This is a genomic window from Streptomyces sp. NPDC033178 (assembly GCF_055577685.1).
On record NZ_JBVIPT010000020.1, the window covers coordinates 218,300 to 232,945 of the forward strand.

17 protein-coding genes are annotated in these 14,646 nt (G+C 69.3%); 5 read left to right on the forward strand and 12 right to left on the reverse strand.

Annotation, left to right across the window (positions count from 1 at the left end):
* Positions 1-92: 92 nt before the first annotated feature.
* The 4 genes from ACZ5VQ_RS39475 to ACZ5VQ_RS39490 all read right to left on the reverse strand — a co-directional run bounded on the left by ACZ5VQ_RS39475 (position 93) and on the right by ACZ5VQ_RS39490 (position 3,193).
* On the reverse strand, positions 93-524 hold the full coding sequence (locus ACZ5VQ_RS39475; protein ID WP_469109241.1) for a MarR family winged helix-turn-helix transcriptional regulator: 432 nt from the start codon (positions 522-524) through the stop codon (positions 93-95).
* An 83-nt stretch (positions 525-607) separates the two neighbouring features.
* Complete coding sequence (locus tag ACZ5VQ_RS39480; protein WP_469109218.1) at positions 608-1,393, reverse strand: energy-coupling factor ABC transporter ATP-binding protein; 786 nt, start codon at positions 1,391-1,393, stop codon at positions 608-610.
* Complete coding sequence (gene cbiQ / locus ACZ5VQ_RS39485; protein ID WP_469109219.1) at positions 1,381-2,142, reverse strand: cobalt ECF transporter T component CbiQ; 762 nt, start codon at positions 2,140-2,142, stop codon at positions 1,381-1,383. Before cbiQ ends, ACZ5VQ_RS39480 begins: the two co-directional genes overlap by 13 nt.
* Position 2,143: 1 nt before the next feature.
* Positions 2,144-3,193, reverse strand: coding sequence for an energy-coupling factor ABC transporter permease (locus ACZ5VQ_RS39490; protein ID WP_469109220.1), 1,050 nt, complete (start codon positions 3,191-3,193; stop codon positions 2,144-2,146).
* A 178-nt stretch (positions 3,194-3,371) separates the two neighbouring features.
* Here ACZ5VQ_RS39490 and ACZ5VQ_RS39495 point away from each other — a divergent pair, with 178 nt between their 5' ends.
* Positions 3,372-3,713, forward strand: a complete 342-nt coding sequence (locus ACZ5VQ_RS39495; RefSeq protein WP_307522214.1) for an SsgA family sporulation/cell division regulator — start codon at positions 3,372-3,374, stop codon at positions 3,711-3,713.
* Positions 3,714-3,773: 60 nt separating this feature from the next.
* On the opposite strand, the gene ACZ5VQ_RS39500 is transcribed toward ACZ5VQ_RS39495, so the two are convergent.
* From ACZ5VQ_RS39500 to ACZ5VQ_RS39530, 7 genes are all read right to left on the reverse strand, one after another.
* A complete protein-coding gene (locus ACZ5VQ_RS39500; RefSeq protein ID WP_469109221.1) occupies positions 3,774-5,471 on the reverse strand; it encodes a penicillin-binding transpeptidase domain-containing protein in 1,698 nt (565 codons plus the stop codon).
* 125 nt (positions 5,472-5,596) lie between these two features.
* Positions 5,597-7,234, reverse strand: coding sequence for a penicillin-binding transpeptidase domain-containing protein (locus tag ACZ5VQ_RS39505; RefSeq protein ID WP_469109222.1), 1,638 nt, complete (start codon positions 7,232-7,234; stop codon positions 5,597-5,599).
* A gap of 172 nt (positions 7,235-7,406) precedes the next feature.
* Positions 7,407-8,540: an ATP-grasp peptide maturase system methyltransferase gene (gene tgmC / locus ACZ5VQ_RS39510; RefSeq protein WP_469109223.1), complete on the reverse strand. Its 1,134-nt coding sequence runs from the start codon at positions 8,538-8,540 to the stop codon at positions 7,407-7,409.
* Positions 8,537-9,502: an ATP-grasp ribosomal peptide maturase gene (gene tgmB, locus ACZ5VQ_RS39515; protein ID WP_469109224.1), complete on the reverse strand. Its 966-nt coding sequence runs from the start codon at positions 9,500-9,502 to the stop codon at positions 8,537-8,539. The genes tgmC and tgmB overlap by 4 nt, the downstream gene beginning before the upstream one ends.
* Positions 9,499-9,786 carry a putative ATP-grasp-modified RiPP gene (gene tgmA, locus ACZ5VQ_RS39520; RefSeq protein ID WP_469109225.1) on the reverse strand — a complete coding sequence of 96 codons (288 nt, stop codon included), beginning with the start codon at positions 9,784-9,786 and terminating at the stop codon, positions 9,499-9,501. The genes tgmB and tgmA overlap by 4 nt, the downstream gene beginning before the upstream one ends.
* A gap of 35 nt (positions 9,787-9,821) precedes the next feature.
* Complete coding sequence (locus ACZ5VQ_RS39525; protein ID WP_469109242.1) at positions 9,822-10,046, reverse strand: hypothetical protein; 225 nt, start codon at positions 10,044-10,046, stop codon at positions 9,822-9,824.
* A 2-nt stretch (positions 10,047-10,048) separates the two neighbouring features.
* Positions 10,049-10,360, reverse strand: a complete 312-nt coding sequence (locus ACZ5VQ_RS39530) for a hypothetical protein (RefSeq protein WP_469109226.1) — start codon at positions 10,358-10,360, stop codon at positions 10,049-10,051.
* A 156-nt stretch (positions 10,361-10,516) separates the two neighbouring features.
* Here ACZ5VQ_RS39530 and ACZ5VQ_RS39535 point away from each other — a divergent pair, with 156 nt between their 5' ends.
* A complete protein-coding gene (locus ACZ5VQ_RS39535) occupies positions 10,517-11,740 on the forward strand; it encodes a helix-turn-helix domain-containing protein (RefSeq protein ID WP_469109227.1) in 1,224 nt (407 codons plus the stop codon).
* The gene (locus ACZ5VQ_RS39540) at positions 11,737-12,264 is read left to right on the forward strand and encodes a flavoprotein (RefSeq protein ID WP_469109228.1); all 528 of its coding nucleotides are present in this window, start codon (positions 11,737-11,739) and stop codon (positions 12,262-12,264) included. Before ACZ5VQ_RS39535 ends, ACZ5VQ_RS39540 begins: the two co-directional genes overlap by 4 nt.
* Before the next feature lie 84 nt (positions 12,265-12,348).
* On the opposite strand, the gene ACZ5VQ_RS39545 is transcribed toward ACZ5VQ_RS39540, so the two are convergent.
* Positions 12,349-12,567 carry a hypothetical protein gene (locus ACZ5VQ_RS39545; protein WP_469109229.1) on the reverse strand — a complete coding sequence of 73 codons (219 nt, stop codon included), beginning with the start codon at positions 12,565-12,567 and terminating at the stop codon, positions 12,349-12,351.
* On the opposite strand from ACZ5VQ_RS39545, the gene ACZ5VQ_RS39550 reads away from it, so the two are divergent.
* A complete protein-coding gene (locus tag ACZ5VQ_RS39550) occupies positions 12,566-13,024 on the forward strand; it encodes a hypothetical protein (protein WP_469109230.1) in 459 nt (152 codons plus the stop codon). The two genes, ACZ5VQ_RS39545 and ACZ5VQ_RS39550, sit on opposite strands and share 2 nt — an antisense overlap.
* A 326-nt stretch (positions 13,025-13,350) precedes the next feature.
* Positions 13,351-14,601 carry a hypothetical protein gene (locus ACZ5VQ_RS39555; protein ID WP_469109231.1) on the forward strand — a complete coding sequence of 417 codons (1,251 nt, stop codon included), beginning with the start codon at positions 13,351-13,353 and terminating at the stop codon, positions 14,599-14,601.
* The last annotated feature ends 45 nt before the right edge of the window (positions 14,602-14,646 follow it).

Consider the following 14,646-nt stretch of genomic DNA (forward strand, 5'->3'; position numbering starts at 1 on the left):
ACCCCCAGGCACGCGAGAACGCGGAATCAGAGTGCAGAAACAGAGTGCACAAACACATCGCACACAATGTATCCACCGATTCAGGCCACTTATTACTTGGGGGTAGAAACTGCCGGTAACATCGAGGTCAGCCGCCGCAGGTCCTCGCGCAGCCGCTCCACCTCCTCCGCCGTCAGCCGCGTCCCGGCCAGCAGCGCCGACGGCACGCACTCCGCGCGCTCCCGCAATGCCTCGCCCCGCCCGGTGACCGCGACCAGCACCGACCGCTCGTCCAGCGCGGAGCGTTCCCGGCGGACGAGACCGGCCGACTCCAGGCGTTTGAGCAGCGGCGACATGGTCCCGTAGTCGAGCCGCAGGGTCCCGGCCAGCTCCTTGACGGTGAGCTGCCCGCGCTCCCAGAGGACGAGCATGACCAGGTACTGCGGATAGGTGAGCCCGAGCGCTTCGAGAAGCGGACGGTACGCGCCGGTCACCGCACGCTGGGCCGCGTACAGCGCGAAGCACAACTGGTCGTCGAGCAGCAGCGAACCGGCCGGCGCGCACTCGTCGGGCGAACCCGCTGCCGGACCCCCGTCGGGCGAACCCGCCGTCGGAACCTCTTCGTTCGTCACGCGCCCATTGTCACGGAGCGCGGGTCGAAGCCGAACGGCAGCTCCAGACGGTGCTCCCGCATCAGCTCGTCGTCCGACAGCAGCTCGCCGGTCCTGCCGTCCGCCGCGATCACGCCGTCGCTGAGGATCAGGGCCCGCGGGCACAGTTCGAGGGCGTACGGCAGATCGTGCGTGACCATGAGCACGGTCACGTCCAACGACCGCAGGATGTCGGCGAGTTCGCGCCGCGAGGCGGGGTCGAGGTTGGACGAGGGCTCGTCGAGGACCAGGATCTCCGGCTCCATCGCGAGGACGGTCGCGACCGCCACCCGGCGCCGCTGCCCGAAGGAGAGGTGGTGCGGCGGGCGGTCGGCGAAGGCCTCCATCCCGACCCGCTCAAGGGCGGTGCGCACTCGCGCCTCCAGTTCGGGCCCCTTGAGCCCGGCGGCCGCGGGCCCGAAGGCCACGTCCTCGCGCACGCTCGGCATGAACAGCTGGTCGTCCGGGTCCTGGAAGACGATGCCGACCTTCCGCCGGATCTCCGCCATGTGCTTGCGGCCGACGGGCAGACCGGCCACCGTCACGGTCCCGGCGCCGCCGGTCAGGATGCCGTTGAGGTGCAGCACGAGGGTCGTCTTGCCGGCCCCGTTCGGCCCGAGCAGCGCCACGCGCTCACCGCGGCCGACGGTGAAGTCGACGCCGAACAGGGCCTGATGCCCGTCGGGGTACGCGAAGGCGAGTCCGGAGACTTCGAGCGAAGGTGCGGTCACAGGGGGCACGGAGGAGGTGGTCACAGAGTCCATCCCAGCAGACACACGACGAGGGCGGCGGACGGCAGGGCGAGCGCGTACGACCACTGCGCCCGGGACGCGGTCACCTCGTCGATGACCGGCATCGAACCGGCGTACCCCCGGCTGATCATGGCGAGATGCACCCGCTCCCCGCGTTCGTACGAGCGGATGAAGAGCGCGCCCGCGGACTTGGCGAGGACGCCCCAGGACCGGACGCCGCGGGCCTCGAAACCGCGCGACTCCCGCGCGATCTTCATCCGCCGCATCTCGTCCGCGATGACGTCCCCGTACCGGATCATGAAGGACGCGATCTGTACGAGGAGCGGCGGCAGCTTCAACCGCTGGAGTCCCAGCAGCAGTTCGCGCAGTTCGGTCGTCGAGGCGAGCAGCACGGACGCGGCGACGCCGAGCGTGCCCTTGGCCAGCACGTTCCAGGCGCCCCACAGCCCGTTCACGCTCAACGACAGGCCGAGTACGTCGACCCGCTCGCCCTGCGCCACGAACGGCATCAGCACCGCGAAGGCCACGAACGGCACCTCGATCAGCAGCCGCTTCAGCAGGAAACCGGCCGGTACCCGGGCCGCGTACGCCACGGCTCCCAGCAGCAGCGCGTACAGCCCGAACGCCCACATCGCCTCGCGCGGGGTCGACACGACGACCAGCACGAAGGCGAAGACGGCGGCGAGCTTGGTGTGCGGCGGCAGGGCGTGCACGGGCGAGTGCCCGTGCCGGTAGAGCCGGTGCGCGTGTCCCGCACCCATGTCAGACGGATTCCCCGACCTCGGAGGGCGACGTCTCGGACGTACGGCGCTTGCGTACGGCCCAGAAGACGCCCGTGCCCGCGACGACGGTGACGCCCACGCCGATCACGCCCGCGAGGCCGCCGGAGATCCGGGAGTTCGTGAGGCCCTCGACGCCGTAGTCGGCGAGCGGGGAGTCGGCGGCGGCGTGGTCCTCGGCCTTGGCGTCGATGCCCTTGTCGGCGGCGACCTTCTCCAGGCCGTCGGGGTTCGCGGAGGCGTAGAAGCTGACGAAGCCCGCGAGGACGAGGGAGGCGGCGAGGCCCGCCAGCCACACCGGGCGGTGGGACCGTGCGGCGACCGGGACGGGCTCCGCGGAGGGCGTGTCCACCAGCTCCCCGCCGACCCGCAGCTTCAGCGGCGCGGTCAGACCGCGGGCCCCGTACACGAGGTCCGGTCGTACGGCGATGACGGCGCCGACCGTGAGCGCGGTGATCGCGGCCTCACCGATGCCGATCAGGACGTGGACGCCGACCATCGCGGTGAGGACCTGCCCGATCGGGACGTCCGTGGTGCCGCCGATCGCGTAGACGAGAGTGAAGGCCGCGGCGGCGGCCGGCACGGAGAGCACGGCGGCCACGAACGCCGAGACGGTAATGGATCGACGCTTCTTGGGCAGAAGTTTTACAAGACCGCGGAAGACGGTGTACGCCACCACCGTCGTGACCACCGCCATGACGGTGATGTTCACGCCGAGCGCGGTGAGTCCGCCGTCCGCGAAGAGGATGCCCTGCATGAGGAGCACGACCGAGACACAGAGGACCCCGGTGAAGGGGCCCACGAGTATCGCGGCCAGCGCGCCTCCGAGCAGATGTCCGCTGGTCCCGGCCGCGACCGGGAAGTTGAGCATCTGCACGGCGAAGATGAAGGCGGCGACGAGACCCGCGAGCGGTGCGGTGCGCTCGTCCAGTTCGCGCCGCGCGCCGCGCAGGCTCACGGCGACGGCCGCCGCGGCGACCACTCCGGTGGCCACCGAGACGGGGGCGTTGATGAAACCGTCGGGGACGTGCATGAGGGCTCCGCTTCCGGGGGCAGGCCGGCTGTCTATAACCGTTCGATGATAGTGGCTTAATGCGAACAGCTTGCAAGAGCGAGGTGACCTCGAATAATCCAGAAGCGCATTCCGGAAAATATGCGACATTGGAGAGGAAGCAGCTCAAACAAGGAGCAGCTCACAGAGGGAGCGATCGATGTCCGCCGTCGAGCAGTACGCGCGCGCCCACATCGTGACGGACGCGGCGCAGGATCCGCCCGCCGTTCCGGTGGCCCTTCGATACGACCCGGAGGCCGACCCCCGACGGGTGCACATCATGCTGCCCGGCCATCACGAGTGGGTTTTCGCCCGCGACCTGCTCGAACAGGGGCTACGGGCTCCGGCCGCCGCCGGTGACGTACGCATCTGGCCGTGCGGGCGGGTCCAGGCCGTCATGGAGTTCCACTCGCCGACGGGCGTGGACGTCGTGCAGTTCGACACGAGGACCCTGATCCGCTTCCTGCGTCGTACGTACACGGCCACCCCGGTCAGCAGCTGACGGGGTGCCCCCGCCGGGCGCGCCCCGCGCTCCCATGGGGCGCGGGGCCGGTCGCGGGTCTCAGCTGCCCGCCTTCAGCAGTGCCGCCACGATCGGGCCGGCCGTCTCGCCGCCGTGGCCGCCCTGCTGGACCACGCCCGCGGCCGCGAGGTCGCCCTTCCAGGCGGTGAACCAGCCGTTGGGCTTCTTCTGGCCGTCGACCTCCGCGGAGCCGGTCTTGGCGCCGTAGTCCGGGCCGAGACCGGCCATGGCCTCGGCCGCCGTACCGGCCGCCGCCGTGTACTGGAGGAGCTCCTTGAGCTGGGCCTGCGTGCCGGCGGACAGCGAGCGGGACGCCTTCGCGAGGGTGCGCTTGTCGACCGTCGGGGCCACCAGGTAGGGCTGGCGGAAGGTGCCCGTCTTGGCGGTGGCGACGACCGACGCCATGTTCAGCGGGTTCATCCGGACCCCGCCCTGGCCGATCAGCGAGGCCGCCATCTGGGCCTGCGACTGGACCGGCACCGAGCCGTCGAAGGTCGGCACCCCGATGGCCCAGTTGTCCATGCCGAGCCCGAACACCTGCTGGGCCTGCTTGGTCAGGTCGTCGTCGCTCAGCTCCTTGGCCTGGCTGATGAAGGCCGTGTTGCAGGAGCGCGCGAAGCTCGCCTTGAACGTGCCGCCCTTGATCTCGAACTTGTCGTCGTTCTGGAACTTCCAGCCGCCGTACGTCGAGTACTTGGGGCAGGGGTGTTCCTTGTTCGTCGACGCGAGCCCCTTGTCGATGAGCAGCGACGCCGTGATGATCTTCATCGTCGAGCCGGGGGCCAGGGAGCCCTGGAAGGCGGTGTTGAAGCCGTGGCCGGCGTTCGCGACGGCCAGGATCTCGCCGGTGGACGGCCGGATGACGACGGCCGAGGACTTGGCCTTCTTGGCCACCTGCTGCTCGGCACTCGCCTGGAGGCCCGGGCTGAGCGTCGTACGGACCGTGCCCGGGGTCCCCTTGCTCAGCTCCACCAGCGTCTTGTCGGGGGTCTCGTCCGAAGAGGTCTTGGCGGAGCCCTCGGTGTCCTTCGACTTGGCCTCGGCGCGGATCACCCGCAGCTCGATGCCCGCCTTGCCGCCCGCCGTCTTGCCGAACTTCTCCCGCAGACCGTCGAGGACCGTGCCGAGCGAGGGGTACTTGGCGGTGGTCAGCTCGCCGCCGTCCCGGTCGAGCGCCTTCACCGGCGGCGTCCCGGCCTCCCCGGTGACCAGCTTGTCGCCGTCCTTCAGGTCCGGGTGCACGACCGCGGAGTGCCAGTCGACCAGCGGTTTGCCGTCCTTGGCGCGACGGACGACGGTGAGCTCGGACTCGTACGCCAGGGGCTTGGTCAGGCCGCCCTTGTACGCGACCGTGCCCTTGACGGAGAACGGGACGGCGTCGCCGGAGCGCTTCTTGGCGGTGAGCGTCACATCCTTGATGTACGCCTCCTTGCCGTAGCCGGTGAGGAGGGTGCGGGCCGCCGCGGTGTCGTTCGTGGTGGCCGCGGCGGTCGTGACATCGCCGCTCTGCCAGGCCGTGAGGAACGCCGTGGCCGTCGACTTCACCTCGGTCGCCGACAGCGGGCCCTTCTTCACGGGCTTCGCGTCGGAGGCCGAGCTTGAGTCGTCGGCCGCCGCCCCGCCCCCGTACAGGGCGTACACACCGAACCCCGCGCCGCCCACGACAACGGCGATCATCCCGCCGATGACGGCGGGTTTCGTCCTGTTGCGCTCAGACGCGCGCCTTCTGTTCCCCACGGCTTCCGTTCCTTCGCTGCTTCCCCGGATACCTCACGGTCCCCTACAAGAACGAGAGTCACCACCCTAGAGTCCCGCCCTGTGAGGGTGAGTTCGGACACCTGTGTACCGGCGTCCTCTCGGGCTCAGCCCCCCGCCCGCAGGACCTGGGCCACGATCGGTCCCGCCGCGTCGCCGCCGTGGCCGCCCTCCTCCGTCATGGCCGCGGCCGCGATGTCGTTGCGGAAGCCGGTGAACCAGCTGTCGGAGGTCTTCTGGCCGTCGACCTCGGAGGAGCCGGTCTTGGCGCCGATGTCTCCGCCGAGCCCGCGCATGGCCTCCTGGGCGGTGCCGCCGGTGGCGGTGAGCCGCATCATCTGCTTCAGCTGGCCGACGGTTCCGCTCGACAGGCCGCGTGCGGTGGCCAGTCGGCGGTTGTCGAGCTTCGGCGACACGAGGTAGGGCTGCCGGAACTGGCCCGTGATCGCGGTCGCCGTAACCGACGCCATGTTCAGCGGGTTCATCTGGACCTCGCCCTGGCCGATCGCGTTGGCCGCGCGGTTCGGGCCGCCGGACGCGGGGACGCTGCCGTCGAAGGAGACGATGCCCGTCTTCCAGTCCTTGCCCAGGCCGAACCGCTCCTGGGCCTCGGTGGTGAGCGACTCATCGGTGAGCGGGCGCTCGTCGGTGCCGTCGATGAGCTTCACGAAGGCCGTGTTGCACGAGCGCATGAAACTGTTGGCGAGCGTGGCGCCCTCGTTGGGCTCCATACCCGTGAGGTTCTTGAACGTCTGGCTCTGCCAGGTCGCGGTCGACGGACAGGGCGCCGGGCCGTTCATCGAGGCCACGCCGTTGTCGATGAGGGTCGCCGCGGTGATGATCTTCATCGTGGAGCCGGGTGCGACCTCGCCCTGGAACGCCGCGTTGAACGCGTCCTCGCGGTGGTTCGCGACCGCCAGCACCTGCCCGGTGCTCGGCTGCACGGCAACCACTGACGACTCCGCGAACCGTGTGACCGCCTTCTCCGCCGCCGCCTGCACGTTCGCGCTGAGCGTCGTGCGCAGCTTGCCCGCCTCGCCCTTGGCGAGGGTCACCAGAGAGGTGTCCCCCGCGCTCTCGCTCTCGTGCCGGATCGCGAGCTCGACGCCGGGCGTGCCGCCCGCCTTGTCGCCGTACCTGTCGCGCAGCGTGTCCAGGACGGGACCGAGGGACGGGTACTTCTCCTTGGTCAGGACAACATCGTTGCGGTCCACGGCCTCGATGGGCGGGCTCGCGGCCTCGCCCGTGACCAGGGTGTCGCCGGTCTTCAGCTCCGGGTGCACGACGGACGGCTGCCAGTCGACCAGCGCCTTGCCCGTGGTCTTCCCGCGTACGACGGTCAGTTCGCTCTTGTACGCGAGGGGCTTGCTCTTCCCCTCGTACGACACCGTGGCCGACACCGAGTAGGGAACGGTCGTGCCCGTCGGCGTACCGGGCGTGATCTTCACCTTGGTGATGTGCGCCTGGCCGCCGTAGGCGACCAGCAGGGGCCCGGCGGCCTGCGCGTTGTTCGTCTCCGCCGCGGCCGTGGCCGCCTCGCCCTGCTCCCAGGCCGCGAAGAACTTCCTGCTGGTCTCCTCGACCTCGTCCCCCGACGGCGGCCCGGTCTCCTTCTCCGCCTTGGTCCCGGCCGAGCCGCTGTCGCCGCTGACCGCGCTGACTATGTTGTACGCGCCGTACCCGGCGCCCCCCACCATCACAGCGAACACCCCGCCCACAATGGCGGCCTTGGCCCCGTTGCGCATCGCGCGTTCCCCTCCCCGACCCCGTGAACCTTTCTGAACACGTTCAGAAAGGTGTCCCTATGTCGCACTGTATGCGGGGGGAGTGACGGACGGGGGTGGTGTTCCCCGATTGTTAGACCGAGGTGTCCAGCACATCGGTGGACGTCGGCTGTCGATCGGGAATGCACGTTTGTCAGTTCGGCAACCGCCAGCACGGCCCTTCCGGATGTCCCAGCCAGACGATCTGGTTCAGGTCCGTGACGGTCATCCCGAACGATGTCTGATCGGGCGAGCCCGCCTCCCGCCACGTCATCAGCGCGTCTTCGACCTGGTCCCACAGGTTCAGCGGCCCGTTCTGGTGGACTGCCCAGCCGTTTCCGTCGGGTTCTGTCCACGCCTGCGAGCCGGTGGCCACGTCGAGGAGAACCACGTCGTCGCCCACGCGCAGCAACTGGGCCGAGGGCGCGGCGAGTTGCGCCACGAAGTGCCCGGTCCACCGGTCGAGCAGGGAGGGACTCACCTGGGTGGGACGGGTCTTGCCCGGGTGCGGGAAGAAGCTGGGGTGAGGAGGGCGTTCGTGGGGGTGGGCCAGCATGTACGAGACGGCGTCCCCGGTGAAGCGCCCGCGCGCGACGCCCTCGTCGTCGAGGGTGAGGCGGATCATTCCGGAGGCGAGCATCCAGCCGCTGATCGTGGTGGTGATGCTGCCGCCGTCGCGGAGCTGGAACAGCCACGACGGTGGGACGCTGCGTACGGAGCACGTGGCGATGACCGCGTCGTACTCGGCGCCTGGCCCGTGGCCTTGGAGGCCGTCGCCGGTGACGAGATTGGGACTGCCCCCGGCGGCACGGATGCGGTCGGCGGCGAGGGCCGCGAGGCGTTCGTCGTACTCGACGGAATAGACGTTCCTGCCGCCCAGGCGGTGGGACAGGATCGCAGTGGAGTAGCCGGTTCCGGTGCCGATCTCCAGCACCTTGTCGCCGTCCTGGAGTCCGGCGAGCTCGATGGTCCTCATGACGAGGGAGGGCAGGGTGCTTGAGGAGGTCGGGCGCCCGGAGCGAGGGCCCGGGGAGTCGATGGCGTCGATGCCGTCGACCTGTGTGACCCAGGTGGTGTCAGAGCAGGCCAGGCGCAGCCACTCGTCCTCGCCGAGATCTTCGCGGAGTACGGGTTCCCACCGTGTCCTGTGCGGTCGGTAGAACGCGGTGCCGAGGAAGAGCTCGCGGGGAACCTCCTCGACAGCGGTTCGCCATGCGGGGTCTGTCAGTTGGCCTCGGGCGGCGAGGACGTCGGCGAGGTCCTGGCGGAGGGCAGCGGCGTTGGTCATGGGGTGTCCTGGTGGGGGTGCTGGAGTTCGTCGGCGATGGCTGCTGTGATGCGGCTCGTGACGGGGTCGGGGAACCAGGCGTACTGTCCGTTCGGATTGCACTCGTACCACCACCACCCGCCGTCCGGATCGAGCCCGAAGTCGAACGCGCCGTAGGTGAGGCCGAAGGCATCCATGTACGTCCGTATGCCTTTGGCGACGTCGGACGGGGTGTCGATGAGCGTGTAACTGAGGTCGTCGTAGTGGCGGCGCCAGTCCAGGCCCGGAGAGCCGTCGATGCGTACGGCAAACAGGCGATCGCCGACGGCGGTGAGACGGATGTCGGCCACCTTGTTCACGCGCTGCTGGAACAGGTGCATGGTCTGCGCGACGCCGGTCCCGAGGGCATGGGGTTCCACCTCCTCGACCCACACGGTGAGCCCGTGCCCGTCGTGGTCGGCGTAGTCGCTGTTGCGCAGCGGTTTGTAGACCACGGGCCCGTACTCGCGCGTGAACTGGCGGGCCCGTTCCGGGTCGTTGGTGAGGAGCGTCGGGGGTACGTGGAGACCGCTGCGGGCGGCGGCGGCCAGTTGAGTGGACTTGTACTCCGCGTCCCGGTTGCGCCACGGGTGGTTGACGTAGTGCGCGCCCGGCAGAGCGGCGAGCAGGCCGCCCAGCCCGTACCGGGCCTGCTCCACGCACCAGCGGGAGTCCTGGGCGTCCACCCCCTCGGGAGCGCTGTACGGGCTCGGGCGGCGCCAGTACACCGAGCGAACCTGGCCCAGATCGGCCGCCCGGGTCGTGGTCCGCACACGGCCGGCCAGGCCGACATCGCCCAGACGCACGTCGACGGTGACACCGGCCGGGAAGTCGCCAGGATCGAGCCGCACGACCGGAACCGACCGGCGGTTCAGCTCCTCGATGACCCCGTCGGCGGTCGCGTCGTCGAGCTGAGTGACGACAAGAACGGGTGACGAGGTCAATCGCTGTCTCCCTGCTGGTCCCCGCCCTCGTCGGGACTCCCGTCCAGGCTCGTCTTCGTCTTTGTCTCCTTCGACGTCTCGGACCTCTTGTGCCGGTCCAGCGCGGGGATGCCCAGCCCGTCCGGCCCCAGCCAGCGCCCGGTCTGCGTCTTCGGGTCCAGTACGACCGTGGCCGGAACGAGAACCACGGAGTCCGGGAACGGCCGCATCCGGGTCAGGCCAAAGGGCACGGCGGTCGGTTCGCTCACCAGGTCCTCCTCGTTGCAGTCGGTCTTGCTCGGCACAACTCCTCCTTTTTTCGGATGGGTGGTGTTCATCGTCACGGGCGCTCACCCCGGGAGCGGGCATTGGCTGCGGCCACGCCCGCGCTGAGCGCCTCGGTGAGGGTGAGCGGCCGGAGTTCGTCCGGACCGGCGTCCCACTCGATCCCGCCGCCGACGGGCCGCAGTTGCACGTAGGGGCCCTCGAACCCCATCACCTTGCCGACCCTCTTCCGACGGGTGTCCTCGACGGTGTCGCCGAGCTGCGGGGTGTACGTCGCCATAGTCACCGGAACTCCACTGCCGGTACGGGCAGAGCCGATACGCGTTCCTTCATCGGCAGCACGTACGAGCGCTCTGGAGCATCAGTGACGGAGTCGGCCCCGAAGGCGGGTGGTTCGGTGGACGGCCACAAGTGCGGCGCCCTGCGACGCCGCGCGCACGCGAGGAGGGCACCCCACATCTCGGGCGAGGGGTAGCGCGTCGGCAGCTCCGCGGGGACCGGCAGGACGGCGGCCGTGTGGGCAGTTCTGGCGTTGGCATGGTGCCTGAACAGGACCCTTGTCGCCCGTTCGAGTAGTCGTGATAGGTAGTGCATTGTCGGCGCTCCTAGTCAGCGTTGGCCGCGCCCCGGGACCGGTCGCTCGGTCGCCGGGGTTTTGGGTTGAGTGACGCGTACTCGGACCGTAAGGGCGATATAACGGTCTGTAGGCACGCAATGTGCGTGCATCGCCGCCCGATCATCGGAGGCCCTGTGGACGCGACCGGAATCGGCCGGCGGATCGCCTACTGGCGTGAGCGCCGACGGATGACGCAGGCGGACTTCGGCGCATTGCTGGGGAAGTCCCGGCGGTGGGTGCAGGACCTGGAAGGTGGCCAACGCCAAGCAGATCCACGCCTGTCGGTCCTTGAAGGTGCGGCCCGCGTACTGGCGGTACGTCTCGAAGACCTGCTGTCGGACGCCCCGCTCGGGACCGGCACTGAATGCGTGGACGCGTCGGAACTGGAGGCGATCCGCAACGTCCTGCAGCGCCACGATGTGATCACCGGTACCTGCGACAGAACCACTCTTGAGCCCGTGCCCGTCGAGACGCTGAGCCGCAACGTGGAGTACGGCTGGACGGCTTTCCAAGCCAGCCACTTCGCTGCGCTCGGCCGTGTCGTCCCCGGGCTGCTTGTCGATGCCAACCGTGCTGCTGCCCGGCATGAGGGAGACGCCCAACTTGTCTCCTTCCGGCTGCTGTCCATGTCGTTGCAGTTGGTCGAGGCCGTGGCCATCAAGTTCGGGGACACGGGTCTCGCATTCACCGCTGCCGACCGGTCGGTGGCAGCCGCGGAGCGCTCCGAGGATCCGGTGACGATGGCTGCCGCGGCGCGGCATCTCGCCGACGCCATGACGCACTACGGCCAGGCTCGTGCCGCCGCCGAGTTCGCCGTCGCATCCGCAGTCCGCCTCGAAGGCGACCTGACTGGGCGTGGGGCTGACGGGCTTTCCGTCCTCGGCATGCTCTACCTCAAGGCCGCCATGGCCTCTGCGGCTGTCGAGGACCGTGACGCCGCGCCCCTGCTGCTCGAACAGTCCGAGCACCACGCCGCGCAGCTCGGTAAGGACGGAAACGCATTGTGGACCGCGTACGGGCCGACCAATGTCGCTGTATATCGCGTTGCCGCGCATGTCCAGTTGTGTGAGGGCGCGGAGGCCGTCGCCGCTGCGGCCGGCATCCCTGACCCGCGCCGCGAAGCCCTTCCGCGGGAGCGGCGTGCCCATCACCTCGTCGACCTCGCCTGGGGATACACCCAGGCAGGCCGTCGCGAGAAGGCTGTGGAGACCCTGCTCAAGGCGGAAGAGGAGGCAGAGGAGGAGGTGCGCTGCCGGCCACGCAGCCGCCAACTCGTCGAGGACCTTCGCCTGCTCGGTACGGGGAGCACCGAGGGCCGCTTGCGTGCGCTCGCCGAGCGGTGTGGACTGCCGGGGTGACCAAGATCCTGTATCTGATCTCCTGCGCCGCCCCGCCCGCCCGTTCCGTAGCGACTGGCATATGTAAGGCCCAAGCCGCCGGATGGGACGTCTGCCTCGTCGTCACCCCTTCCGCGCACCGCTGGTTGGAGCCGGACCTTGCCGACCTCCGTGAACTCACCGGCCATCCGGTACGGCACGAGTACAAGCTGCCGGACGCGGCCGATGTCCTTCCCCCGCCGGACGCGATCCTCGTCGCCCCCGCGACCTTCAACACACTGAACAAATGGGCGTCCGGGATCTCCGACACCCTCGCCCTCGGACTGGTCACCGAAGCCATCGGGCTCGAACTATCACTGGTCGCCCTGCCGTACCTGAACCGTGCCCAAGCGGCGCACCCCGCGCTCGGCCGGAGCGTGGCCTTTCTGCGCGAGTGCGGGGTGAACGTTCTGCTCGGAGAAGGCGGATTCGTGCCGCATATCCCCAAGCAGGGCGACGTCGATGCCTACCCGTGGGACGCGGCCCTCGCTGCGCTGCCCACTTGATCAGGCTGAACTCGCGGCGTGCGGTTGCCTCTTGTCAGTCGGAGGGCCTGCCGGGCTGTCGTCGGGCCATCCGATGTGTGTCGCTCAAGCCGTCTTCTGTTGGTCCCGCAACCACGGGCAGTTGCGTACATCGTTGTGCTTGACGCGGTACTTGCCCACGACTTTTGACCTGTGCCGCAGCTGCAGCGGAGTGCCCAGCGCCAGTACCTCGCTGATTTCCTGACTTCCGTCTCCCATAGGTGCAGGTCTGCGTTTCTGCTTTCTGTGACATGGGTGCGGGGTGTGCTTGATGATGGTGGCCATGACACGACCGCAAAGATCAATTGCCTGGAGCGGGGTAATTGTTGGGGGACTGCTGGCTGCGGGACTGATCGCGCTCATAGTGGTAGCCGACCTCGACACCGCAGGGCAGACGGCGGGCATCGTGGGCACGATCGTCTCCCTGGCGGGGCTGGGTGTGTCGGTGTACGCGCTGCGGCAGCCTAGTCCGCACGTCGCGGCCGGGCCAAAGGTCACTGCGGGCGCAAGCCGGGCTATCGCCGTGGGCGGAGATATCTCCGGCACGGTTTCGACGGGCGACAATCACGCTTTGGGACAGATGCCAGATCCGCAACGTGTCGGGGATGTGGTACGGCTCGTTTCGCCGGTGTTGCCAGGCGGCATGGTTTCGGCAGCGGGCGATCGATCGATCGCTGCAGGCGGAGGCATCTCCGGGCACATGTCCACTGGTGACGCCGCCAACGGCGCGCACGAACGCTGATGGGTCGCTGGTCCAGGCGGCCGGAAGAGCCGCCGCAGGTCTCTTATGCCTCTCTAGCTCCGACACCCGCGGCCTCCGCAGACGGTGACCGTGCCATTTCCGCCAGCGGGAACCTAAACGGAATCGCCTCGTCTGGCGACTGCGCGACCAACGTCCAGACGCGGGCGGAGCACGCCACCGTGCTGCCGCCGGAGGCCTTCGTGCCGGCGGCAAAGCTGTCCGCCCCAGAAGGGTTGATCAAACTTCCCCCGCATACGGCCCATTTCGTCGGCCGTGCACGGGCCTTGGCCCTGCTTGACAAGAAGTTGGAAGGTGCGGGGGGAGTCGTGGTGCAGGCCGTTCATGGGCTCGGTGGGATCGGAAAGAGCACCTTGGTCGCGCACTGGGCCGCTACCCGCGCGGACAGCCACCACCCGATCTGGTGGATCACCGCCGACACCCCCGCCGCCCTCGATGCGGGACTGGCAGAACTCGCGACCGCACTGCAACCGGCCCTGGCCGGTGTGCTGCCCGCCCAAGCGCTGCGCGAACGTGCGGTGCAGTGGCTAGCCGCGCACGACGGCTGGCTGCTCGTCCTCGACAATGTGAGTACCCCGGACGACATCCGCCCACTGCTCGCACGGATCCGCCACGGACGATGCCTCATCACCAGCCGTCGCACCACCGGCTGGCACGGCTTGGCCCACCCCGTACCCATCGACGTCTTAAGCCACCCCGAAGCCATGGACCTGCTCCTCCGTGTCCTCGACCGCACCGCACAGGGCCTGGACGGCGCTGAGGAAGTGTGCGTGGAACTGGGCTGCCTGCCCCTAGCTGTGGAGCAGGCAGGCGCCTACATCGCCGAGACCGGCATCACTCCTCGCTCCTATCTCGACCTGCTCATCGCGCACCCGGCAGCCATGTACCGCCACGGCGCCGAAGGCACTGTCCCGGACCGCACCATCGGCCGCATTTGGCACGTCACCCTCGACCACCTCGCCGACGATCCCCTGACCGGCACCGTTCTGCGGACTCTGGCCTGGTACGCCCCAAACCACATCCCCCGCATGCTCCTGGACGGCCTCGCCGCCCCACCGGATCTAACCCGGGCGATTGGTCGCCTCGCCGCGTACGGCATGCTCACCGTCGACCCCGGCACCGCGACCCTGAGCATCCACCGCCTCGTCCAAGCCCTGGCCCGCACCCCCGACCCCGACGACCCTCACCGCCGCCCCCACCACATCGACGAAGCCAGAACCCGTGCCACACGCCGCCTCGACGACGCCGTTCCCGACCACCCGGACGACCCCGCCCACTGGCCTACCTACCGCACCCTCCTCCCGCACATTGACGCCCTCGCCGATCACGCACCCCCCAGCACCGACACCCGCGTCACCGCATACCTCCTCGACCGCACAGGAGCCTTCCTTCAGAATCAGGGCGCCGTCTCCCGTGCTATTAGCCACCGCCAGCGTGCCCTCACCGCCGTCCGCCGGGTAGTAGGCGAGGACCACCCGCACACCCTGACCGTCCGCAACAACCTCGCCTGGGTGTGGCTCTCCTGTAGGGAAGCCCTGAGCTGGGAGAACACTGGTTGACGGTGTGGGCGGGGTAGGCGTCCTTCTACTGTGGCGGGTGAAGTA

What these genes read in the sequence shown, in the direction of transcription:
- ACZ5VQ_RS39480 (WP_469109218.1), bottom strand. Translation starts at nt 1,393, where the DNA reads ATGGACTCTGTGACCACCTCCTCCGTGCCCCCTGTGACCGCACCTTCG.
- cbiQ (WP_469109219.1), bottom strand. Translation starts at nt 2,142, where the DNA reads ATGGGTGCGGGACACGCGCACCGGCTCTACCGGCACGGGCACTCGCCC.
- ACZ5VQ_RS39490 (WP_469109220.1), bottom strand. Translation starts at nt 3,193, where the DNA reads ATGCACGTCCCCGACGGTTTCATCAACGCCCCCGTCTCGGTGGCCACC.
- ACZ5VQ_RS39495 (WP_307522214.1), top strand. Translation starts at nt 3,372, where the DNA reads ATGTCCGCCGTCGAGCAGTACGCGCGCGCCCACATCGTGACGGACGCG.
- ACZ5VQ_RS39505 (WP_469109222.1), bottom strand. Translation starts at nt 7,234, where the DNA reads ATGCGCAACGGGGCCAAGGCCGCCATTGTGGGCGGGGTGTTCGCTGTG.
- tgmC (WP_469109223.1), bottom strand. Translation starts at nt 8,540, where the DNA reads ATGACCAACGCCGCTGCCCTCCGCCAGGACCTCGCCGACGTCCTCGCC.
- ACZ5VQ_RS39525 (WP_469109242.1), bottom strand. Translation starts at nt 10,046, where the DNA reads ATGGCGACGTACACCCCGCAGCTCGGCGACACCGTCGAGGACACCCGT.
- ACZ5VQ_RS39530 (WP_469109226.1), bottom strand. Translation starts at nt 10,360, where the DNA reads ATGCACTACCTATCACGACTACTCGAACGGGCGACAAGGGTCCTGTTC.
- ACZ5VQ_RS39550 (WP_469109230.1), top strand. Translation starts at nt 12,566, where the DNA reads ATGACACGACCGCAAAGATCAATTGCCTGGAGCGGGGTAATTGTTGGG.
- ACZ5VQ_RS39545 (WP_469109229.1), bottom strand. Translation starts at nt 12,567, where the DNA reads ATGGCCACCATCATCAAGCACACCCCGCACCCATGTCACAGAAAGCAG.